Here is a 19,482-nt window from a genome sequence, read left to right as displayed (position 1 = left end):
TCACGCTTTGATTCCGAAGCGCTCAAGGTCTGCCTTGAGCGTTTTTGCATCCGTGAACAGCACCGCCTGCCAGCCGGCGGCCTTGGCGCCGTCGACATTCTTCTGACTGTCGTCGATGAACAATGTGGCCGATGGTTCGAGGCCGAACGCGGCGACGTGATGGTTGTAGATGGCGCGGTCGGGCTTGATCTGGCGGATGTCGGCCGACACAGTGACGCCACGCGGGCGGCTGAGAAAGTCGAAGCGCAGCCTCGCTTCGGCAAGCGTGTCGGCGGCGAAGTTGGTCAGCATGGTCACGTCGTGGCCGCTTTCGATCAGGCCGAGCATGATAGCAACGCTGTCGTCATAGGCATGTGGCACCATGTCGTTCCAGTGGCGGCGGAAATTGCGGATGTTTTCCGCGTGATCGGGATGATCGGCGATCAACAGCGCCTCTGCCTCTTCCCAGCTCCGGCCGCGGTCCTGCTCGATGTTCCAGTCATGCGTGCAGACATTGTCGAAGAACCACTTTCTCTCCTCGGCATCGGGAATGAGGCGGCTGAACGGAATGTTGGGATCGTAGTGGATCAGCACGCGGCCGATGTCGAAAACGATGTGGCGGATTTCAGTCATGGAGCCTCTTTGCACTGTGTAGTGACGGTTTTTTCGTCGCGCCGGGTATCGCAGCCTCGATTGCTTTTTTCATGACAGTTGGCAGCGCCTCCCCGGAAATCTCACCGGCAGGCGACCAGAAATGGCCCTCCGGCGCATCACCTTTGATGTGGGCGTGAAAGACGTCGAGTTCGAGCGCGAAATGGGTGAAGACATGCGTGATTGTCCCGGCGCGCCGCCAGTCGCCGGGAAAGGGCGCCGCTGCCGGCGTCGTGGCTCCATCCGCCCGCGCCGTCCAGCCCGTGGTCGGCACCTCGGTCATGCCGCCGAGCAAACCTTTCTCGGGCCGTTTGCGCAGAAGGATGGCGCCGTCATCACGCACGGCCACGAAAGCAGCACCGCGCCGCTGCGGCTTGTCGGCCTTTGGCAGCCGCACCGGGAAATGTTCGGGATCACCTGAAACGACGGCGCTGCAGTCTTCGCGCAGCGGGCACAGCATGCAGCGCGGTCGGCGCGGGGTGCAGATCGTGGCGCCAAGATCCATCATTGCCTGGGCGAAGTCGCCCGGCCTGGTTGGTGGCACCATGCGTTCGACACGGGCGCGTATCTCGGGCTTGGCTTCGCTCAGCGGCGTTGCGATCGAAAACAGCCTCGATATGACGCGTTCGACATTGCCGTCGACGACGGCGGCGGGGCGGTCGAAGGCGATCGCCGTGATGGCCGCCGAGGTGTAGGCGCCAATGCCGGGCAGGTCTCTCAGGGCAGCCTCGGTGTCCGGAAACCGACCGCCACGCGCCGCCACCAGATCGGCGCAGGCCTTGAGATTGCGTGCGCGGGAGTAGTAACCGAGCCCTGCCCAGGCTTTCATCACGTCCTCGGTCGGCGCCGCGGCGAGCGCCTCGACATCGGGCCATTTCTCGACAAAGGCGCGGAAGTAGGATTTCACCGCCTCGACCGTGGTCTGCTGTAGCATGACTTCGGACAGCCAGATGCGGTAGGGATCGGGCTGCACGCCGCGCGCATGGTCGCGCGGGCTCACCCGCCACGGCAGTTCGCGGTGGTGGGCGTCGTACCAGACGAGCAGGCGCGACGCGGTATCGTTCGACGTGGCTGAGCCGCTATCTCGGGATGCGGCCTTGCGGGTCTGGTCTGCTGGTGCCATTGATCGTGTATTGGCCTGGCCGGTATCTGCTGGGGTCGTGGCTGGAGAACGTACATGGCAGGGAGAACGCCCTACGGCAATCCCGTCCCGGTGAGCGATCTCGCCACCGCAATCCTCGATCCGGTGCTGCGCAAGCGGGCTGGCATTTCGATTGGTCTCGTCCAGTCCTGGGAAGAAATCGCCGGACCGCGCCTGGCCAGCCGCTCGCGGCCTGAAAAGATCCAGTGGCCGCGCCGCATGCATGAGGACGATCCGTTCGAACCGGCGGTGCTGGTTGTCGCCTGCGAAGGCATGGCCGCACTTCACCTGCAGCATGAGACTGGCGAGATCATCAACCGGGTCAACGCTTTCCTCGGCTTTACGGCAATAGGCCGCATCAGGATCGTACAAAAACCGGTGACGGCAGACAAAGGACGGCCTAAACCGACCTTCAGGCCCTTGACGGTGGCGGAGAAGACGAAATTGTCTGGCACGGTCGAACTGATCGAGGATGAAGGGTTGCGCGCCTCGCTGGAAAGGCTTGGCGCAACCATTTTGGGTGAAAGGAAGTCAAAAACCCCTTGAAGACAGTCATGGATTTGTCGTCAACATCTCGCATTCGTGATCGCTTTGTCAGGTTTCGCGATTGGATTGGGGATCGAGATGCCTTAATTCGCGCCAACTCTCGCCTTTCCGTGCCTTTGCATTGCAAAATCCAACCTTGTTAGGTGATTCGTATGAGCCGTTCCCCGTTTGGCCAAAGTCTGTCTCGCAGAAACGTCCTGTCTTCGCTGGCCGCCATTCCGGCGGTCGCCCTGCTCGCCGCCTGCAGCGATTCAGGTGAAGAGGCCAAGGCGGCGGATGTAAAGCCCGCGAACCCGGCCACGCCCGTAAAGCCAGCCACGCCGGCTGCCGTTCAGGTCCCCGAGTCTCAGGGGCCCGTCGACATGGCCCAACTGCTGAAGCCGGGCGCACTGCCCGAGAAGCAGCTTGGCAAGGATGACGCCAAGGTCACCATCGTCGAATACGCTTCGATGACCTGCCCGCATTGCGCGCATTTCGCCGAAACCACCTTCCCGGATCTGAAGACGAAGTACATCGACACCGGCAAGGCGCGCTACATCCTGCGCGAATTCCCGTTCGACCCGAGCGCGGAAGCCGGTTTCATGCTGGCGCGCTGCGCCAAGGATAACTATTTCCCGATGGTCGACGTGCTGTTTAGGCAGCAGGCGAACTGGGTTGGCGTGTCGAACACCAAGGATGCGCTGCTGCAAATCTCTAAGCTCGCCGGTTTTACACAGGAGTCCTTCGAAGCCTGCTTGACGGACCAGAAACTTCTGGACGATGTGAGATCGGTCCAGAAGCGCGGCGCCGATGAATTCAAGGTTGACTCGACACCGACCTTCTTCATCAACGGTAAGACCTACAAAGGGGCGATGTCGATTGAGGAAATGTCGGCCATCATCGACCCTCTGCTCTGACATCAGGTCAGCGCTGAAGCGGCAGCGTTTCGGCGCTCGCCTGTATGGGGCGCGTGAATGAAGTTTTCGCGCCTCCGCCTCCTTGGTTTCAAGTCTTTCGTCGAGCCCGGCGAGTTCGTTATCGAACGCGGCCTGACCGGTATTGTCGGGCCGAATGGCTGCGGCAAGTCGAACCTTGTCGAGGCGCTGCGCTGGGTGATGGGCGAAAGCTCCTACAAGAACATGCGCGCGTCCGGCATGGACGACGTGATCTTTTCCGGCTCGGGAACGCGGCCCGCACGCAACACCGCTGAAGTCACGCTTTTCCTCGACAACACAGACCGCTCGGCGCCCGCTGCCTTCAACGATGCCGATGAATTGCAGGTGTCGCGCCGCATCGAACGCGAGGCCGGCTCGCTCTACCGCATCAACGGCAAGGAAGCGCGCGCCAAGGACGTGCAGCTTCTGTTTGCCGATCAGTCGACCGGCGCGCGTTCGCCATCGATGGTGGGCCAAGGCCGTATCGGCGAATTGATCCAGGCCAAGCCGCAGGCGCGCCGCGCCCTTCTGGAAGAGGCGGCCGGCATTTCCGGCCTGCACACCCGCCGCCACGAGGCGGAGTTGAGGCTGAAGGCAGCCGAGCAGAATCTCGAGCGGTTGGATGATGTCGTCGGCGAGCTGGAAAGCCAGATCGAAAGCCTGAAGCGACAGGCGCGCCAGGCGTCCCGCTTCAAGAACCTGTCGGCCGATATCCGCAAGGCGGAGGCAACGCTGCTGCATCTGCGCTGGACGCTGGCCAAGACGCAGGAAGGCGAGGCGCGTTCTGCGCTGGCGGTTGCCACAGCACTTGTCGGCGACCGTGCTGCCGCGCAGATGGCTGCCGCGAGGGAACAAGGCATCGGCGCGCACCGCATGCCGGACCTGCGCGACGCTGAAGCCGCCGCCGCCGCCGCCTTCCAGCGCCTGTCGATCGCCAAGTCGCAGATCGAGGAGGAAGCCGGCCGCATCCGCGCCCGTCAAGCCGAGCTCGAGCGCCGGCTGCAGCAGCTCGACGGCGACATTGCCCGCGAAGAACGCATGGTGCGCGACAATGCGGACATCCTTGAGCGCCTGCGCACCGAAGAAGCGACGCTGAATTCGGAAAATGCTGGCGCCGCCGAGCGCGAGGCAACCACCCGGGCTGCCTTCGAACAGGCGGCGGCAACACTCTCGCAGAGCGAAGCCAAGCTCGCCGCGCTGACCGCCGAGCGAGCCGAGGCCGCCGCCTCGCGCAACCAGATCGAGCGGACGTTGCGCGACACCGCCGAGCGCCGCGACCGCTTTGGCCGCCAACTCGCCGATGTCGACCGCGAACTGTCGGATATCCTGTCCAAGGTCGCCGGCCTGCCGGATCCGGCCGAAAAGCGGGTGCTGGTCGAACAGGCGATGGCGCTGCTGGAGGAATCCGAAACTGCCGGATTGGAGGCTGAACAGTCGGTCATCGATGCCCGCACCGCCGAAAGCACTGCCCGGCCGCCGCTTCAGGACGCCAGGGCTGAATTGGCGGGTATCGAGACGGAAGCACGGACGCTGGCCAAGATCCTGAATGCAGCCAGCGGCGATCTCTTCCCGTCTGTACTGGAACAGATCAGCGTCGAACGCGGCTTCGAGACGGCGCTGGGTGCTGCCCTTGGCGAAGATCTCGACGTGCCGCTCGACCGCAGCGCGCCGGTGCATTGGGGCGAAAGCGAAATCCAGCTTGGTGACGCGGCTCTGCCGGAAGGGATCAGGAGCCTGGCCAGCGTGGTTCGCGCCCCGGCGCAGCTTGCCCGCCGCCTGGCGCAGATCGGCATCATCGAGGCCTCCGACGGCCGCCGGTTGCAGGCGCTGCTTGCGCCAGGCCAGCGGCTGGTCAGTCGCGAGGGCGCGCTCTGGCGCTGGGACGGCCTCACCGCCAGCGCCGATGCACCGACGGCCGCGGCGCAGCGGCTGGCGCAGAAGAACAGGCTGGCCGAACTCGATGCCGAGGCGGTGCAGGCGACCCTCATCCTGCGCCAGGCCGAGGCGGCATTGGCGCAGGCTGAACAGGCGCTTCGCCAGGCAAGCGAAGCCGAACGCAACACACGCCAGGCCGGACGCGACGCCCAGCATAGGCTCGACGCTGCCCGCAATGCGCTGGCCGAGGCCGAAAAAGCCGGCGGTGAACTATCGAGCCGGCGTGCCGCTTTGGACGAGGCCCGCGCCCGCATCGTCGACAGCCATGAAGAAACCTCTGCGGCTTTCGTCGAGGCCGAAATGCTGCTGCAGGACGCACCTGATCTGGGTGACCTGCAACTGCAGCTCGAACAGTCCTCGGCAAATGTTTCGCGCGACCGTGCCACGCTCGCAGATGCACGTGCCGTTCATGAGGGGTTGCGGCGCGAAGCCGAGGCGCGCACGCGCCGGCTCGATGCCATTAACGCTGAGCGCAGCAGCTGGCTGCAGCGTGCCGAAAACGCCTCGACGCAGATTGCATCGCTTGGCGAACGCAAGGCCGAGGCCGAGGCCGAGCGCGAACGGCTTGCCGACGCTCCCGACGAAATCGACGCCAAGCGGCGCGCTTTGCTGTCGCAGCTCACCGAGGCCGAGACCTTGCGCAAGGCGGCGGCCGATCGCCTGCAGGAAGCGGAGACCAGGCAAGCCGAGCTGGACAAGCTGGCCACCGGCTCCATCCAGTCGCTGGCCGAGGCGCGCGAGACCCGCGTACGCGCCGAGGAACGGCTGACGGCCGCCGACGAGCGCCGGCTGGAAGTCGAAGCGCGTATCCAGGAAACGCTGAACACGCCGCCGCATCTGGTCATCCGCCACACCGGCTTGGAAGCCGACGATCCAATGCCGGAAATGCCGGAGATCGAACGCCAGCTCGACCGGCTGAAAATCGAGCGCGAACGGCTCGGCGCCGTCAATCTGCGCGCCGAGGAAGAGCAGAAGGAGCTGTCCGACCGGCTGGAGACGATCGTTTCCGAGCGTGAGGACATCATCGAGGCGATCCGCAAGCTCAGGCAAGCGATCCAGAGCCTCAACCGCGAAGGCCGTGAGCGGCTGCTGGCCGCCTTTGACGTGGTCAACGGCCATTTCCAGCGGTTGTTCTCGCATCTGTTCGGCGGCGGCACGGCGGAATTGCAGCTGATCGAATCCGAGGATCCGCTCGAGGCCGGGCTTGAAATCCTCGCCCGCCCGCCGGGCAAGAAGCCGCAGACCATGACGCTGCTGTCCGGCGGCGAGCAGGCGTTGACGGCGATGTCGCTGATCTTCGCCGTCTTCCTGACCAATCCGGCGCCGATCTGCGTGCTCGACGAAGTCGACGCGCCGCTCGACGATCACAATGTCGAACGCTTCTGCAATCTCATGGACGAGATGGCCAAGACCACCGAGACGCGTTTCGTCATCATCACGCACAACCCGATCACCATGGCGCGCATGGACAGGTTGTTCGGCGTCACCATGGCCGAGCAGGGCGTCAGCCAGCTCGTGTCGGTCGATTTGCAGGCGGCAGAGGCGATGCGCGAGGCGAGCTGACGCGCGATCCGGCATTCATCGGTGGACCATTCAGGTTTTCTGGTCGTGTCTGTGGGAATGGTGTTTGGCCGAAGCCCAGACGAAATAGAGCGAGCCGACCTTCAGCACAGGCACTCGATGATCCCGCTCGCGATCACGAAGTTCGCGGTAGATCTTCACCTTCAGCGTGCCGCCGGGCAATCTGATTCGCAGTGCCATGACGGCACAAGTATACGCAGATTTCCAGATCGCAGAAAGGGTCAGCGCAAGTCGTTCCACTCCGCGTTCGGGGGCTTGGATGGCCCGTCCGAAATCGTGGCCGGCCACCAGATCACGAAATACTTGCCGACCTGCCAGACCGGCACCTCGCGCCTCTGCTCCCGGCGGCGCAATTCATGTTGTTGCTTCACTTTCAGCGCGCCGCCGGGAAGCCCGATTTTAAAGGCCATCATATCCCTTGGACTGTCAGGAGGTTATTCTGCTTTCTTCAGTCTGCACGCCGCATGGCCCAGTTCGCGCAGACCGCCGCCAGCAGGCCGCAAGCCATGCCGACACAGTCTGCAACCCAGTCGAACACGTCGAGGTCCCGCTGTATCAGGGATGTACCTTGGAGAGCCTCGATGGCAGCTCCTACCAATGCCAGGAAGACGATGACACTTGCCTTGTGGCGTGGCCAGCCAAGACTGCCCAGGAAAGCCAGGACGGCGAAGGCGCTGGCGTGGTTCAGCTTGTCGTAGTGGAAGCCGATGTCGATCCCGAATTCCTTGAGGCGGGGTACCGGCAGCAGCGCGAGCACAAGAACGGCAATGAGCGTGACAATAAAAGCTATCCGTTCGGCGGCTGAGTAAAATTTCATTCTGCTCCAACAATCTTGCGTCCATGCACCCATCACCGGAAGCGGGCTTGGAGATCTGGGTCGGGCCCACGTGGCAATATCAGCGTCCGCTGTTGCCACGATTGCATCGGGCTGTTCGAAAAGCAACGAACCCAGCCCATGACCACAAGGAGACCCGCGGGCCGCAATCCTGGCCCGGTCTTGCTGCTGCGGGCCTTGCAGAACGCGATTCTCAAGGTTGTCGGAGAATGCCGGCAGGGGTTCGGTGGTTCAGGTATAATCGAACAAGGATGCCCATCCCGAGAGATGAATGGCTGGGGCGCCAGGATTCGAACCTGGGAATGTCGGTACCAAAAACCGATGCCTTACCACTTGGCGACGCCCCAATTGCCGTCAGAGTCGCTTGTGCGGCGCGTTATTAGCAGAGCAGCCGAAAAGTACAATCCTGTGAGCGACAGCGAGAACGCTCAAAACGAGCAATCCACAAAACGCCGCCAGATCATGTCCAGGCGGCCTATTTGCCCCAGACCGCCAACTCATTTCCGGCCGGGTCGACGAAGTGGAAGCGCCGGCCGCCGGGGAACGGGAAGATCGGCTTGACGATCGTGCCTCCGGCACTTTCGACGGCGCCAAGGGTCTCCTCCAGATTTTCGCTATAGAGCACGGGCAGCGGCTTTCCCGGCGCCTCAGCGGCATCGGCCTGGAAGCCGCCGTCCAGCCCTTCTGCGAAGGCCGAATAGGTCGGCCCATAGTCTGTGAACGACCAGGCAAAGGCGGTACTGTAGAAAGCCTTCAGCCGGTCCAGCGTTCCGCCAGTGGCCGGCATTTCCAGATAGTCGAGTCTTCCGGACAGCCGCATGGAGTACCTCTTTGTTCCCTTTATGTTCTAGTCTTCCGCCTGTGAGGTGGCAAGTCTTTTTGACGCGGCTTTTGCTTAATCGATTGTAGCGACCATACGGCTTTGGGCGGCGCTTGCCTTTCGCACTGCAGCATCATATCGCTCCAAAGTCGGACACGAGCGGAACTTTCCGTTTCGCCAATCTTTCCAATCTCCTGCAACCGGAGAGCAAAGCATGACCAAATGGGTTTTCACCTTTGGCGATGGTGCGGCGGAAGGCCGGGCCAGCGACAGGAATCTGCTGGGCGGCAAAGGCGCAAATCTGGCCGAAATGTGCAGCCTGGGCCTTCCGGTGCCGCCGGGTTTCACCATCACCACCGAGGTCTGCAACGCCTACTACGCCGACGGCAACACCTATCCAGCTGCATTGAAAGCCGATGTGGTGAAAGCGCTGGATCATATCGGCAAGCTGACTGGGCGCCGGTTCGGCGATCCGTCGAAGCTGCTGCTGGTGTCGGTGCGTTCGGGCGCACGTGCCTCGATGCCGGGCATGATGGACACCGTGCTCAATCTCGGCCTGAACGACGAGACCGTGGAGGCGCTGGCCACCGATTCCGGCGATGCGCGGTTTGCCTATGACAGCTACCGCCGCTTCATCCAGATGTATTCCGATGTCGTCATGGGCCTCGACCACGAGGTGTTCGAGGAAATCCTCGAAGATCAGAAGGGTGGGCTCGGCCACGAACTCGACACCGAGCTGACCGCCATTGAATGGCAAGGCGTGATCGCGCTCTACAAGGCCAAGGTCGAGGAAGAGCTCGGCAAGCCGTTCCCGCAGGATCCGAACGAGCAGCTCTGGGGCGCCATCGGCGCCGTCTTCTCGAGCTGGATGAACAACCGCGCCATCACCTACCGGCGTCTCCACGACATCCCCGAGAGCTGGGGTACGGCGGTCAACGTCCAGGCCATGGTGTTCGGCAATATGGGCGAGACCTCGGCCACCGGCGTGGCCTTCACCCGCAACCCGTCAACCGGCGAAAAGCAGCTCTATGGCGAGTTCCTGGTCAACGCGCAGGGCGAGGATGTCGTGGCCGGCATCCGCACGCCGCAGAACATCACCGAGGCGGCCCGCATCGCGGCCGGCTCCGACAAGCCATCGCTGCAGAAGCTGATGCCGGACGCCTTCCAGTCCTTCGTCACCATTTCCGACAGCCTGGAAAAGCACTACCGCGACATGCAGGACCTCGAATTCACCATCGAGCGCGGCAAATTGTGGATGCTGCAGACCCGGTCCGGCAAGCGCACCGCCAAGGCGGCGCTGAAGATCGCCGTCGAGATGGCGAGGGACGGCTTGATCACGAAAGAGGAAGCTGTCGCCCGCATCGACCCGGCCTCGCTCGACCAATTGCTGCACCCGACCATCGATCCGAAGGCCGCGCGCGACGTCATCGGCATCGGCCTGCCGGCGTCGCCCGGAGCTGCAACCGGCGAGATCGTCTTTTCGTCCGGCGATGCCGAGGATCTGAAGACGCAAGGCCGCAAGGCGATCCTGGTGCGCATCGAGACCAGCCCCGAGGATATCCACGGTATGCATGCCGCCGAAGGCATCCTGACCACGCGCGGCGGCATGACCAGCCATGCCGCAGTGGTGGCGCGCGGCATGGGCAAGCCTTGCGTGTCGGGCGCCGGCTCGCTGCGCGTCGACTACAAGGCCGGCACGCTCCTCTCGATGGGACAGACGTTCCGCAAGGGCGACATCATCACCATCGATGGCAGCAATGGCCAGGTGCTGAAGGGCGCCGTGTCGATGCTTCAGCCGGAACTGTCCGGCGATTTCGCCGCCATCATGGAGTGGGCCGACGCGGTGCGCCGCATGAAGGTGCGCACCAACGCTGAAACGCCGCTCGATGCCCGCATGGCGCGCTCTTTCGGCGCCGAGGGCATCGGGCTCTGCCGCACCGAGCACATGTTCTTCGACGGTGAGCGCATCGTCGCCATGCGCGAGATGATCCTGGCCGACACCGAGAAGGAGCGGCGCGCCGCCCTTGCCAAGCTTCTGCCCATGCAGCGCTCGGACTTTCTCGAACTGTTCGAGATCATGGCCGGCCTGCCAGTGACGATCCGCCTGCTCGATCCGCCGCTGCATGAATTCCTGCCCAAGACCGAAGCCGAAATCGCCGAGGTCGCGGCCGTCATGAATGTGTCGCCCGACAAACTCAGGCAGCGCACCGAGGCCCTGCACGAATTCAACCCGATGCTCGGCCATCGCGGCTGCCGGCTGGCCGTCTCCTATCCCGAGATCGCCGAGATGCAGGCGCGCGCCATTTTCGAGGCCGCCGTCGAGGCCGGCAAGAAGGCCGGCGCGCTGGTAGTGCCCGAGATCATGGTGCCGCTGGTTGGCCTGGTGAAGGAACTCGATTACGTGAAGGCGCGGATCGATGCGGTCGCCAAGAGCGTCATGGAGGAGACCGGCGTCAAGATCGATTACCTCACCGGCACGATGATCGAATTGCCGCGCGCGGCGATCCGTGCCCATGTCATCGCCGAATCGGCCGAGTTCTTCTCCTTCGGCACCAACGATCTCACCCAGACCACCTTCGGCATCTCGCGCGACGATGCGGCCTCATTCCTGGAGACCTACCGCCAAAAGGGCATCATCGAGCAGGATCCATTCGTGTCGCTCGACATTGACGGCGTCGGCGAACTGGTGCGCATGGCTGCGCAAAAGGGCAAGGCGACGCGGCCCGACATCAAGCTCGGCATCTGCGGCGAACATGGCGGCGATCCCGCTTCGATCCGATTCTGCGAGGAGGTCGGCCTCGACTACGTGTCGTGCTCACCCTACCGGGTGCCGATCGCCAGGCTGGCGGCAGCGCAGGCGGCGGTGCTGGTGGCGAAAGCAGGCAAAGGATAGAGCATCAGACAGAGCCAAAATTTACGATTTTGTATGAAAGCTCACGCGAACGTGCTGAAGGCATTGCATAATCTCGACATTGTTCCTGCCCAATTTGCGGACTGCCCGCCAATCGTTCCCGGAATCACATGTTGCAGATCTCACCCGCGCCATTCCGCTCGATCCTGATCGTTCAAACGAAGTTCATCGGCGATATCGTCCTCGCCTCGACGCTCGCCAGGAACCTGCAGCTCGAATTCCCCGGCGCCAGGATCGTGTTCCTCTGCGAAGCGAATTTCAAGAGCTTCGTGGTGGCGCATGGCATTGCTTCCGAGGTGGTCACGTTCATGCGCGCCCGCATGCGGGGCACCCCGCTGGAGCGCGGAAAAGAACTCTATGTCATCGTGCGGGAACTGCGTGGCTTCCGCTTCGATCTGACGATCGACCTGACCGATTCAAAGACCTCGCGCCTCATCAGCGGGCTCGTCAACGCAAAGACCCGCATCGGCTACAATCCTCCCGAAAGGCCTCTGAAGCTGCTGGAGCGGCAGCCCGCCAATCTGTTTGCAAAACCACAGGGGTTTGGCGGCCAGCATTTTGTCTATCGCTATCTTTCGCCTCTTGAAGCGCTTGGCATCGATCTGCGCGTGACGGTACCAAGCATTCAGCCGCTGCCATCCGAGACCGTGAAAGCCCTGGCGCTGCTAGGCAAGCACCGTCTTCACCCAAACGCTTTCATCGCCGTACATGCGGGCGCGAGCTTCAAGGGCCGCCAATGGCAGCCGGAACGGTTTGCCGAGGCGATCGACGAAATTGCAGGCGAGACCGGATTGGGAGTCGTGCTGGTCGGAGGGCCGGACGAACGCGAGACCGCGGCGCAGATCATCGCCAGGACGGCGACGCCGGTCGTCGACCTTGTCGGGACGCTGTCGCTCGAGACCCTGCTGGCTGTCCTGAAACAGGCCCGGCTGTTTCTCGGCAACGAGAGTGGCCCGATGCACATAGCCGCCGCCGCGGGCACGCCGGTTGTCGGGCTTTTCGGTCTGACGAATCCGTCGCGCTGGGGGCCTGTCGGCGTGCCGAGCATCGCGCTGCGGCCGTCGATGCCATGTGACTGCATTGCCAGCGACCTTTGCCGCCCGAAGGACCCCAGCAAGGCGTGCTGCGTGTGGCGGCTTGAGGTGAAGCCTGTCGTCGAAGCGGTGCGCGAGCTCCTTGCGCGCAGCGAGATGAAACGGGAACGCACTGTCTGAGCGGGATCGATCGTCTGACTGTCGAATGGATTGCTCGCGAGGCGGGCGGTCAAATTGCCGCGCCAGGCACTTTTCTGCTATCCATCGTCCCGATTTCCGCCTTCATGCGGATCTTGGGATACCAGCTTGAAATCGCCAGTGTTTGGAATCGCTAGTCAGGAATTTGGTTTGATGCGTCTGCTGCAAAGACATCTCTGCATGATCGCCATGTCGTTGGCGGTCATATCCAGCGCCCATGCCGCGCCGCTGGTCGAGCCCACGCTGCACATCAAGCCCGTGGCAAGCGGAGCCGGCCACGTGGCCCTCACGCTCGACGCCTGCGGCGGAAAGACCGACACACGCATTCTCTCGGCGCTGGTGGAAAACAAGATACCGGCCACCATTTTCGTCACCGGCATCTGGCTGAAGCGCAACGCAGAGGCCGTCGCCATCATGCGTGCCCATCCCGATCTGTTCGAACTGGAAAATCACGGCGGGCGCCATGTCCCGGCGGTCGACACGCCGCAGAAGATCTACGGCATAAAGAGCGCCGGCAGCCCCGAGGCCGTGCTGGCGGAAGTCGAGTCGGGTGCCGCAGCTCTTGCCAGGACCGGTGAGCCGGCGCCGAAATGGTTTCGCGGCGCAACCGCCGAATACAGCCCCTCGGCGATCGCGATGATCCGCAAGCTCGGTTTCAAGATTGCCGGCTTTTCGATCAATGGCGATGGCGGCTCGCTGCTCGGCGCCAAGGAAACAGCCAGGCGTATCGCCGCGGCCAAGGATGGTGACGTGATCATCTCACATATCAACCAGCCGACCCACGCCGCCGGTGAGGGCGTGGTGCAGGGCCTGCTGGCGTTGAAAGCCAAGGGCATGACCTTTGTGCGGCTCGACGATGTCGATGGTTTCGGCAATCACGGCACGACCGACTGACTGGCAGTCTGCCGCTTTTCAGCCCGGCTTGGCTTCAATGATGACCTTGCTGGCGTAGAACGCGCCGTGGTCGCCAATCTCTGTCACTTCGTCGAAAGGCTGCCGATAGGCCCACATCGCGTCCTTGCCGGCTTCGCCGGCCGGCAGCACGCTCCAATAGCTGGCGTCGCCCTTGTAGGGGCAATGGCTCGAGTGTTCGGTGCTGCTCAGCCTGTCGAAATCGATGTCGGCGAACGGAATGTAGAAGGCGGCGGGATAAGGGGTTTCGGTAAGCACCTTGGCGTTAGTCGACGACGCGACGACCGTATTGCCGGCGCGCACGGTGACGGTGCCGATATAGGGCTCGATGGTGATTATCTTGTCGGGGTTGCGCTGGAAGCCGGGTGCCGGGTTGGCGATCTTGTCCATGCTGGTTCCTCCTTGCCTTGCCCCTTAAGGTGTGGCGGACACAGCTGTTGCGCAAGGTCTGTTCGCATCACAAAAACAGGCGCCAATCGCTGGGCGCGGCGCTACAGGGTTTTCGAATGTCAGCCGAGGCTCAGGCGGCGGTTTTGAATGCGTCCATCAGTCCGGCATAGGCGGCTGCGATGCCCGCCACGGGGTTGCTGCTTCTTGAAACGGTCTCGACTTTCAGCGAGCCGCCGCCGGTCGGCAAGGTGAGCAGCAGGAACTGGCGATTGCCGCCAGCGCCGACGGATGCGGCCGCGACATGCTGGCCTTCCCCTTCGTTGTGGACGCACATCTTGAACAGCAGCGTGCCGCCGACCGCTTCCAGCGCGCCGCCGACAACTTCAACAAATTCGTCTTCGGAAACCGTCTTTTCGTCCGGCACCAGATCGGCCAGGCCTTCGGCAAGTGTGCTCTCAAGGGCTTTGTCGTCGAGCTGCACGTCCATGCGAACCTCTTTCAGTCGCCAATCGCACCCCTTTGCCCGTTAACGAACCTTAACGCCGAGGATGGCCGGATTGTGGCGGATTTTCACGGCATTTTCGATCAAGACGACGCCGCCCCCACCATCATGGTTTTGAACCTCCTGTCATCTCGATGGCACGAGTGCCCAGCAGCCCAGAATCCAAAACATTCCAAAACTCAACCGCTTGCCGTCGCGGCAGGGACTCTGAAATCCATTTGCCGCGCAAGCGGATGACTGGACAATCCGCCGGTTCGCTTCACAATGAGCCAAAGCAACGACGCAAAATGCGCGAGGGAGGAGGAACGAGATGCTGGGGCTGATGCAGGAATGGCCGCTGCTGTGCCACAAGCTCATCGACAACGCTGAACGGCAGCATGGCGTGCGCGAGATCGTGTCGCGCTCGATCGAGGGGCCGATCGTGCGCACCACCTATGCCGACATCCACCGTCGTTCTCTCAAGGTCGCTCAGCGGCTGGAGCGAGACGGCTATGGGTTGGGCGACCGCATCGCCACGCTGGCCTGGAACACCGCGCGCCATATCGAGGCCTGGTACGGCATTATGGGCATCGGCGCGATCTATCACACGCTCAACCCGCGCCTGTTTCCCGAACAGATCGTCTGGATCATGAACCATGCCGAGGACAAGGCCGTCTTAGTCGACCTGACCTTCGTGCCGCTGCTCGAAAAGATCGCCGGTGCCGTCAAATCGCTGAAAAAGGTGATTGTGCTGACCGACAAGGCGCACATGCCGCAAACGACCTTGCCCAATGCCGTCGCCTATGAGGACTGGCTTGACGAGGTCGATGGCGATTTCGCCTGGAGGACCTTCGACGAAGGCACCGCTGCCGGCATGTGCTACACATCGGGCACGACAGGAGATCCCAAGGGCGTCGTCTACAGCCACCGCTCGAACGTGCTGCATGCCATGATCGCCGCCATGCCGGACGCGATGGGCCTGTCGTCACGCGACACCATCCTGCCGGTGGTTCCGATGTTCCACGCCAATGCCTGGGGCCTTGGCCAGAGCGGCCCGATGATCGGCGCCAAGCTGGTCATGCCCGGCTGCAAGATGGATGGCGCCTCGATCTATGAATTGCTCGACACCGAGAAGGTGACCTTCAGCGCTGCCGTGCCGACCGTCTGGATGATGCTGCTGCAATATCTGGAGGAGACCGGCAAGAAACTTCCCTATCTGAACAAGGTCGTCATCGGCGGCTCGTCCTGCCCGCGCGCGATCATGACGAAATTCCAGGACAATTACGATGTCCAGGTCATCCATGCCTGGGGCATGACCGAAATGTCGCCGCTGGGCACGCTGTGCACCTTGAAGCCCGAATACGACGATCTCCAGGGCGAGGCCCGCCTCGATGTCAAGCAGAAGCAGGGCTATCCACCGTTCGGCGTCGAAATGAAGGTGACCGATGACGAGAACAATGCGCAACCCTGGGATGGCAAGACTTTTGGCCGGCTGAAAGTGCGCGGCCCCGCTGTTGCCCGCGCCTACTATGGTGGTGCCGGCGCGGAACAATTCGATAAGGACGGCTGGTTCGACACCGGCGACGTCGCCCATATCGACGCCGGTGGCTACATGCAGATTACTGATCGGGCCAAGGACGTCATCAAGTCCGGTGGCGAATGGATTTCGACCATCGACCTCGAGAATCTGGCCGTCGGCCACCCCGATGTCGCGGAGGCGGCAGCCATCGGCATCCACCATTCGAAATGGGGCGAGCGGCCCTTGCTGGTCATCGTCGCCAAACCGGGCAAGGAACCGACCAAGGCTGATATTCTCGACTTCATGGACGGCAAGGTGGCCAAGTGGTGGATGCCCGACGATGTCACTTTCGTTGGCGAAATACCGCATACCGCCACCGGCAAGATCCAGAAGATCACCTTGCGCCAGCAGTTCAAGGATTATCGCTTGCCGACGGATTGACAGGATGTTGCGTGTTTCGGCTTCAAGCCGCCGCGAAAAGGCACTAAACCTCCGTCCGGGTTGGGGCAGCGCAGAGAACAATGGTTAGCATTCCCGAACGGCAAACGTCGAAGGCCGCCGGCTGGTCGCGGCGCACGGCGGCATTTTCAGCGGTGCTGTTGCTGACTGTCTTTGTCGGTCATCATTTCGATCTCGTCGAAACACCGGTTTTCCTCTGGGTGCTGGGCATTGTTGCGCTGCTCGCGGCACTGGCGCTGCTGTTCGCCGCCTTTGCCTTTTCGAGGCTCTGGAAATTTGGCGACCGCGGTGGCCGCGACCTGACTGTCGGCGCCTTGCTGGCACTGCTGGTGCTGGTCCCCTACGGCGTTGCCGCCTACTGGGCGACAATCTATCCGCCGCTAAGGGACATCACGACCGATTTCGACAATCCGCCCGCGCTCGACGTGAGTGACCGGACGAAGGATATGAATGTGCTGTCTGTGTCGACGCCGGGCGAACAGCGGCTTCAGGCCGACAGCTTTCCGCTGGTCACCGCACGCAGCTATGATCTGCCATTCGAGACCATCGTCAATGCCGTCGAAACCGTGCTCGACCGGCGCGGCTGGGATCTTTCCGAGCCTTATCCCGATCTCGCCGGGCAAAGCGACGTGACCATCACCGCTGTCGCCAAGGGCTTTGTGCTCGGCCTTCCCGCCGATGTGGCGATCCGCGTGACGGACAATGGCGACGCCGTCATCGTCGATATGCGGTCGGCTTCGCGATACGGCCGCTTCGATCTCGGCGACAACGCCGCGCGCATCACCGAGTTTCTCGCCGAACTGGACCAGGAAGTCGCCGGCCAGGTCGGCGCGGCTCCGGCCGAGTGAATCCCAGAACATCTTGCAGCCAGGCGGATTTGCGCAGTGCCGCACAAATGTGGCTTCAGCCTGCGAGCGGACTATTCGGCCGGCTCGAACCTGCCTTGCAGCAAGATTGTCGCGACCGGACCAAGCGGATTGGCGATCCGGCTCTCGAGGACCTCGACGAGTTTGTGCCCGACGTCTGCCATGTCCACGGAATGAACGTCGATGTTCGCCGGCAGGAAACGCGCCAGACGCGTATTGTCACGGGTGACGATGTGAACGTCGCGGCCCGGCACCAGACCCCGTCTGCCGAGAGCGTGCAAGGCGCCCAGAAGACCCAGTTCGTTTGCGCATGCCAAGCCCGTCGGAGGATCTGACGACGCCAGCAGGCGATCGAACCAGGTCGCGCTCGATTCCATTGTGAACGTGCCGTCACCGATAAGCGATGGGTCGATCCGGATACCGGCCTCGGCCATCGCCCTTCTATAGCCGGCGAGACGCGTGGCGCTCGCCTGGTCCTTCTGCACGAGAAGTTGTAGAGCAATGCGTCGACAGCCCTTGTCCATGAGCCGCCGGGTCGCCTCATATGCGATCTGTTCATTGTCGATATCGACATAGGGATAGGCGATGTCCAGGTCGGTTCTTCCAAACGCGACGAACGGTATGCCCTGATCCAGCAGCAACTTGACGCGCGGATCGCCCGAGACCATGCGCGTGATGATCAGGCCGTCCGCGCTATGCGCCTGAAGCAGGCGCTGCACACTTTCGACCGGGTCGTCGTCGGGCGTGGTTGAATAGATGGACAGACTATAACCCGCTTGCCGCGCCGCCAGCGTCATGCCTTCAATCAAGGGAAGTTTCGCCAGATCGGACAGGTAGTCGCGTGTCTCCATCGGCAGCACTGCCGTCAACGTCAGGGTTCGTCCGGTTTTCAGCGCGCGACCATGATGGTTCGGGACATAGCCGAGCCGCTTCGCCGCCTCCTTGACGCGGGCTATGGTGGAGGGCAGCACTTCCGGCCCATCCTTCAGAGCGCGGGACACCGTGGTGACCGAAAGGGAAAGTTCCGCCGCGATCTGTTTTAGATTGGCCATGTCGCCCGACTTCATTTGCGAAAGCGCCGGCTGATCTTGCTGGGCATCGCAACGTTACCGGATTCGATCCGAGGGTCAAACCCAGGCTCGTCGAAGCAAACGAACCTGCCTGGCACCCGCTTGACTCGCGGGCTGTTTTCGGCAATCGTAACGTTACGATTAACAAAAAAGCTGATTTTGTTGGCATTTTGATGAATCCGGAGGAGGAGAAACCATGTCCCGTTTACTACGTATTTCCCTGGCAGCGATCGCCGTCTCAGTTGCTTTGCCCGTCTATGCCCAGACAGTCACCATCACCACCGCGGGCGGCGACTATGGCAATGCCATAAAGGAGGCCATGTGGGCCCCCGCTGCAAAAGAGCTCGGCTATGATGTCCGCGAGGAGACGCAAAGCGACGGCCTGGCAGCTCTCAAGATGCAGGTCACCTCAGGCGCAGTCTCGACAGACATCATCCATCTCGGCTCGCCCGAAGGCGCGCAGGCGGCCGCACAGTCGCTGCTGGAGCCGCTCGATTACAAGATCATCGATCCAAAATCCGTGCCGGCCGGCGCGAAGTCGGACTACTGCTATCCGTTCGACTCCTATGGCACTGTCATGTCGTGGAACACCAAGACCTATGGTGAGAATCCGCCAAAGACCTGGGCGGAGTTCTGGGACGTCGCCAAATTCCCGGGCCGTCGCGCCCTGCGCGCTAACGCGCAAGACTTGATCGAGATCGCGCTGCTCTCCGATGGCGTGGCGCCGGCCGACGTCTATTCCGTGCTCAGCACACCGGAAGGCCTGGCCCGCGCCATCAAGCGGCTCGAAGCGATCAAACCGAATGTCTCGGTCTGGTGGACCTCGGGAGCGCAGTCCGCGCAGTTGCTGAAAGACGGCGAGGCGGATCTGGTCGTGACTTGGAATGGCCGGGCGCAGACCGTGAAAGCCGATGGCGGCACGGTTGACTATACGTTTAAGGGTTCGGTCATCGGCACGGACTGCCTGGCGGTGCCGAAGGGAGCGCCGAACAAGGAAGCAGCCATGAAGCTCATCGCGGCGATGACACAGCCCGCGCGCGTGGCGAAGCTGACCGACTTCATCGCCTATGGCCCGGTCAATCCTGCCGGCTATGAGGGTGGCCTTATTCCTCAGGACCGCCTGAAGACCCTGGCGACCGCGCCTGAAAATGCTGGCACTTCGGTGTTCTCGAATGCCGACTGGTGGCTCAAGAACGGCGAGGCCGCTCAAAGGGCCTTCGATGAAATGACGAACCGCTGA

At 62.6% G+C, this 19,482-nt stretch carries 18 protein-coding genes and 1 tRNA gene; 9 read left to right on the top strand and 10 right to left on the bottom strand.

The window, feature by feature from the left end:
* On the bottom strand, positions 1-612 hold the full coding sequence (locus tag A3A9_RS0107145) for an HAD family hydrolase (protein ID WP_027058160.1): 612 nt from the start codon (positions 610-612) through the stop codon (positions 1-3).
* On the bottom strand, positions 605-1,753 hold the full coding sequence (mutY, locus tag A3A9_RS0107140; protein WP_027058159.1) for an A/G-specific adenine glycosylase: 1,149 nt from the start codon (positions 1,751-1,753) through the stop codon (positions 605-607). The genes A3A9_RS0107145 and mutY overlap by 8 nt, the downstream gene beginning before the upstream one ends.
* A gap of 54 nt (positions 1,754-1,807) precedes the next feature.
* Here mutY and A3A9_RS0107135 point away from each other — a divergent pair, with 54 nt between their 5' ends.
* The 3 genes from A3A9_RS0107135 (at position 1,808) to smc (ending at position 6,729) form a co-directional block, all read left to right on the top strand.
* Positions 1,808-2,317, top strand: a complete 510-nt coding sequence (locus A3A9_RS0107135; protein ID WP_027058158.1) for a DUF721 domain-containing protein — start codon at positions 1,808-1,810, stop codon at positions 2,315-2,317.
* 152 nt (positions 2,318-2,469) lie between these two features.
* Positions 2,470-3,213: a DsbA family protein gene (locus tag A3A9_RS0107130; protein ID WP_027058157.1), complete on the top strand. Its 744-nt coding sequence runs from the start codon at positions 2,470-2,472 to the stop codon at positions 3,211-3,213.
* Between the two features lie 57 nt (positions 3,214-3,270).
* The gene (gene smc / locus A3A9_RS0107125) at positions 3,271-6,729 is read left to right on the top strand and encodes a chromosome segregation protein SMC (RefSeq protein ID WP_027058156.1); all 3,459 of its coding nucleotides are present in this window, start codon (positions 3,271-3,273) and stop codon (positions 6,727-6,729) included.
* A gap of 30 nt (positions 6,730-6,759) precedes the next feature.
* On the opposite strand, the gene A3A9_RS45115 is transcribed toward smc, so the two are convergent.
* The 5 genes from A3A9_RS45115 to A3A9_RS0107100 form a co-directional block, all read right to left on the bottom strand.
* Positions 6,760-6,927, bottom strand: a complete 168-nt coding sequence (locus tag A3A9_RS45115; RefSeq protein WP_202596357.1) for a hypothetical protein — start codon at positions 6,925-6,927, stop codon at positions 6,760-6,762.
* A 41-nt stretch (positions 6,928-6,968) separates the two neighbouring features.
* Complete coding sequence (locus A3A9_RS0107115; RefSeq protein ID WP_027058155.1) at positions 6,969-7,157, bottom strand: hypothetical protein; 189 nt, start codon at positions 7,155-7,157, stop codon at positions 6,969-6,971.
* Positions 7,158-7,195: 38 nt separating this feature from the next.
* Entirely contained in the window at positions 7,196-7,564 is a 369-nt protein-coding gene (locus A3A9_RS38435; protein WP_033838407.1) for a VanZ family protein, read from the bottom strand.
* 290 nt (positions 7,565-7,854) lie between these two features.
* A tRNA-Gln gene (locus A3A9_RS0107105) sits at positions 7,855-7,929 on the bottom strand.
* A gap of 128 nt (positions 7,930-8,057) precedes the next feature.
* Positions 8,058-8,402 carry a VOC family protein gene (locus tag A3A9_RS0107100; protein WP_027058154.1) on the bottom strand — a complete coding sequence of 115 codons (345 nt, stop codon included), beginning with the start codon at positions 8,400-8,402 and terminating at the stop codon, positions 8,058-8,060.
* Positions 8,403-8,616: 214 nt separating this feature from the next.
* On the opposite strand from A3A9_RS0107100, the gene ppdK reads away from it, so the two are divergent.
* The 3 genes from ppdK to A3A9_RS0107085 all read left to right on the top strand — a co-directional run bounded on the left by ppdK (position 8,617) and on the right by A3A9_RS0107085 (position 13,439).
* Positions 8,617-11,295, top strand: coding sequence for a pyruvate, phosphate dikinase (ppdK, locus tag A3A9_RS0107095; RefSeq protein ID WP_027058153.1), 2,679 nt, complete (start codon positions 8,617-8,619; stop codon positions 11,293-11,295).
* A 128-nt stretch (positions 11,296-11,423) separates the two neighbouring features.
* A complete protein-coding gene (locus A3A9_RS0107090; protein WP_027058152.1) occupies positions 11,424-12,527 on the top strand; it encodes a glycosyltransferase family 9 protein in 1,104 nt (367 codons plus the stop codon).
* A 171-nt stretch (positions 12,528-12,698) separates the two neighbouring features.
* Complete coding sequence (locus tag A3A9_RS0107085; protein WP_027058151.1) at positions 12,699-13,439, top strand: polysaccharide deacetylase family protein; 741 nt, start codon at positions 12,699-12,701, stop codon at positions 13,437-13,439.
* A gap of 18 nt (positions 13,440-13,457) precedes the next feature.
* Here A3A9_RS0107085 and A3A9_RS0107080 read toward each other — a convergent pair whose 3' ends face one another.
* Entirely contained in the window at positions 13,458-13,847 is a 390-nt protein-coding gene (locus tag A3A9_RS0107080) for a DUF427 domain-containing protein (RefSeq protein ID WP_027058150.1), read from the bottom strand.
* A gap of 130 nt (positions 13,848-13,977) precedes the next feature.
* Positions 13,978-14,334, bottom strand: a complete 357-nt coding sequence (locus A3A9_RS0107075) for a hypothetical protein (protein WP_027058149.1) — start codon at positions 14,332-14,334, stop codon at positions 13,978-13,980.
* Between the two features lie 325 nt (positions 14,335-14,659).
* Between A3A9_RS0107075 and A3A9_RS0107070 the strand changes: the two genes are divergently transcribed.
* Entirely contained in the window at positions 14,660-16,288 is a 1,629-nt protein-coding gene (locus tag A3A9_RS0107070; protein ID WP_027058148.1) for a fatty-acid--CoA ligase, read from the top strand.
* 80 nt (positions 16,289-16,368) lie between these two features.
* Positions 16,369-17,154, top strand: coding sequence for a DUF1499 domain-containing protein (locus A3A9_RS0107065; RefSeq protein WP_027058147.1), 786 nt, complete (start codon positions 16,369-16,371; stop codon positions 17,152-17,154).
* 71 nt (positions 17,155-17,225) lie between these two features.
* Here the strand turns inward: A3A9_RS0107065 and A3A9_RS0107060 are convergent, their stop codons facing one another.
* Complete coding sequence (locus tag A3A9_RS0107060; protein WP_245278990.1) at positions 17,226-18,239, bottom strand: LacI family DNA-binding transcriptional regulator; 1,014 nt, start codon at positions 18,237-18,239, stop codon at positions 17,226-17,228.
* 199 nt (positions 18,240-18,438) lie between these two features.
* Between A3A9_RS0107060 and A3A9_RS0107055 the strand changes: the two genes are divergently transcribed.
* Positions 18,439-19,482 (top strand): ABC transporter substrate-binding protein, encoded by a 1,044-nt coding sequence (locus A3A9_RS0107055; protein WP_027058145.1) that lies wholly within the window; start codon positions 18,439-18,441, stop codon positions 19,480-19,482.

The organism is Mesorhizobium loti CJ3sym, from assembly GCF_000472785.1.
GTDB classification, from domain to species: Bacteria; Pseudomonadota; Alphaproteobacteria; order Rhizobiales; family Rhizobiaceae; genus Mesorhizobium; species Mesorhizobium loti_E.
The sequence above is the reverse complement of the archived record's forward strand: the minus strand, read 5'-3'. Positions and strand labels throughout refer to the sequence as shown.

Coding starts and splice junctions, on each gene's coding strand:
- A3A9_RS0107145 (WP_027058160.1), bottom strand. CDS start 612: ATGACTGAAATCCGCCACATCGTTTTCGACATCGGCCGCGTGCTGATC.
- mutY (WP_027058159.1), bottom strand. CDS start 1,753: ATGGCACCAGCAGACCAGACCCGCAAGGCCGCATCCCGAGATAGCGGC.
- A3A9_RS0107135 (WP_027058158.1), top strand. CDS start 1,808: ATGGCAGGGAGAACGCCCTACGGCAATCCCGTCCCGGTGAGCGATCTC.
- A3A9_RS0107130 (WP_027058157.1), top strand. CDS start 2,470: ATGAGCCGTTCCCCGTTTGGCCAAAGTCTGTCTCGCAGAAACGTCCTG.
- smc (WP_027058156.1), top strand. CDS start 3,271: ATGAAGTTTTCGCGCCTCCGCCTCCTTGGTTTCAAGTCTTTCGTCGAG.
- A3A9_RS45115 (WP_202596357.1), bottom strand. CDS start 6,927: ATGGCACTGCGAATCAGATTGCCCGGCGGCACGCTGAAGGTGAAGATC.
- A3A9_RS0107115 (WP_027058155.1), bottom strand. CDS start 7,157: ATGGCCTTTAAAATCGGGCTTCCCGGCGGCGCGCTGAAAGTGAAGCAA.
- A3A9_RS38435 (WP_033838407.1), bottom strand. CDS start 7,564: ATGAAATTTTACTCAGCCGCCGAACGGATAGCTTTTATTGTCACGCTC.
- A3A9_RS0107100 (WP_027058154.1), bottom strand. CDS start 8,402: ATGCGGCTGTCCGGAAGACTCGACTATCTGGAAATGCCGGCCACTGGC.
- ppdK (WP_027058153.1), top strand. CDS start 8,617: ATGACCAAATGGGTTTTCACCTTTGGCGATGGTGCGGCGGAAGGCCGG.
- A3A9_RS0107090 (WP_027058152.1), top strand. CDS start 11,424: ATGTTGCAGATCTCACCCGCGCCATTCCGCTCGATCCTGATCGTTCAA.
- A3A9_RS0107085 (WP_027058151.1), top strand. CDS start 12,699: ATGCGTCTGCTGCAAAGACATCTCTGCATGATCGCCATGTCGTTGGCG.
- A3A9_RS0107080 (WP_027058150.1), bottom strand. CDS start 13,847: ATGGACAAGATCGCCAACCCGGCACCCGGCTTCCAGCGCAACCCCGAC.
- A3A9_RS0107075 (WP_027058149.1), bottom strand. CDS start 14,334: ATGGACGTGCAGCTCGACGACAAAGCCCTTGAGAGCACACTTGCCGAA.
- A3A9_RS0107070 (WP_027058148.1), top strand. CDS start 14,660: ATGCTGGGGCTGATGCAGGAATGGCCGCTGCTGTGCCACAAGCTCATC.
- A3A9_RS0107065 (WP_027058147.1), top strand. CDS start 16,369: ATGGTTAGCATTCCCGAACGGCAAACGTCGAAGGCCGCCGGCTGGTCG.
- A3A9_RS0107060 (WP_245278990.1), bottom strand. CDS start 18,239: ATGAAGTCGGGCGACATGGCCAATCTAAAACAGATCGCGGCGGAACTT.
- A3A9_RS0107055 (WP_027058145.1), top strand. CDS start 18,439: ATGTCCCGTTTACTACGTATTTCCCTGGCAGCGATCGCCGTCTCAGTT.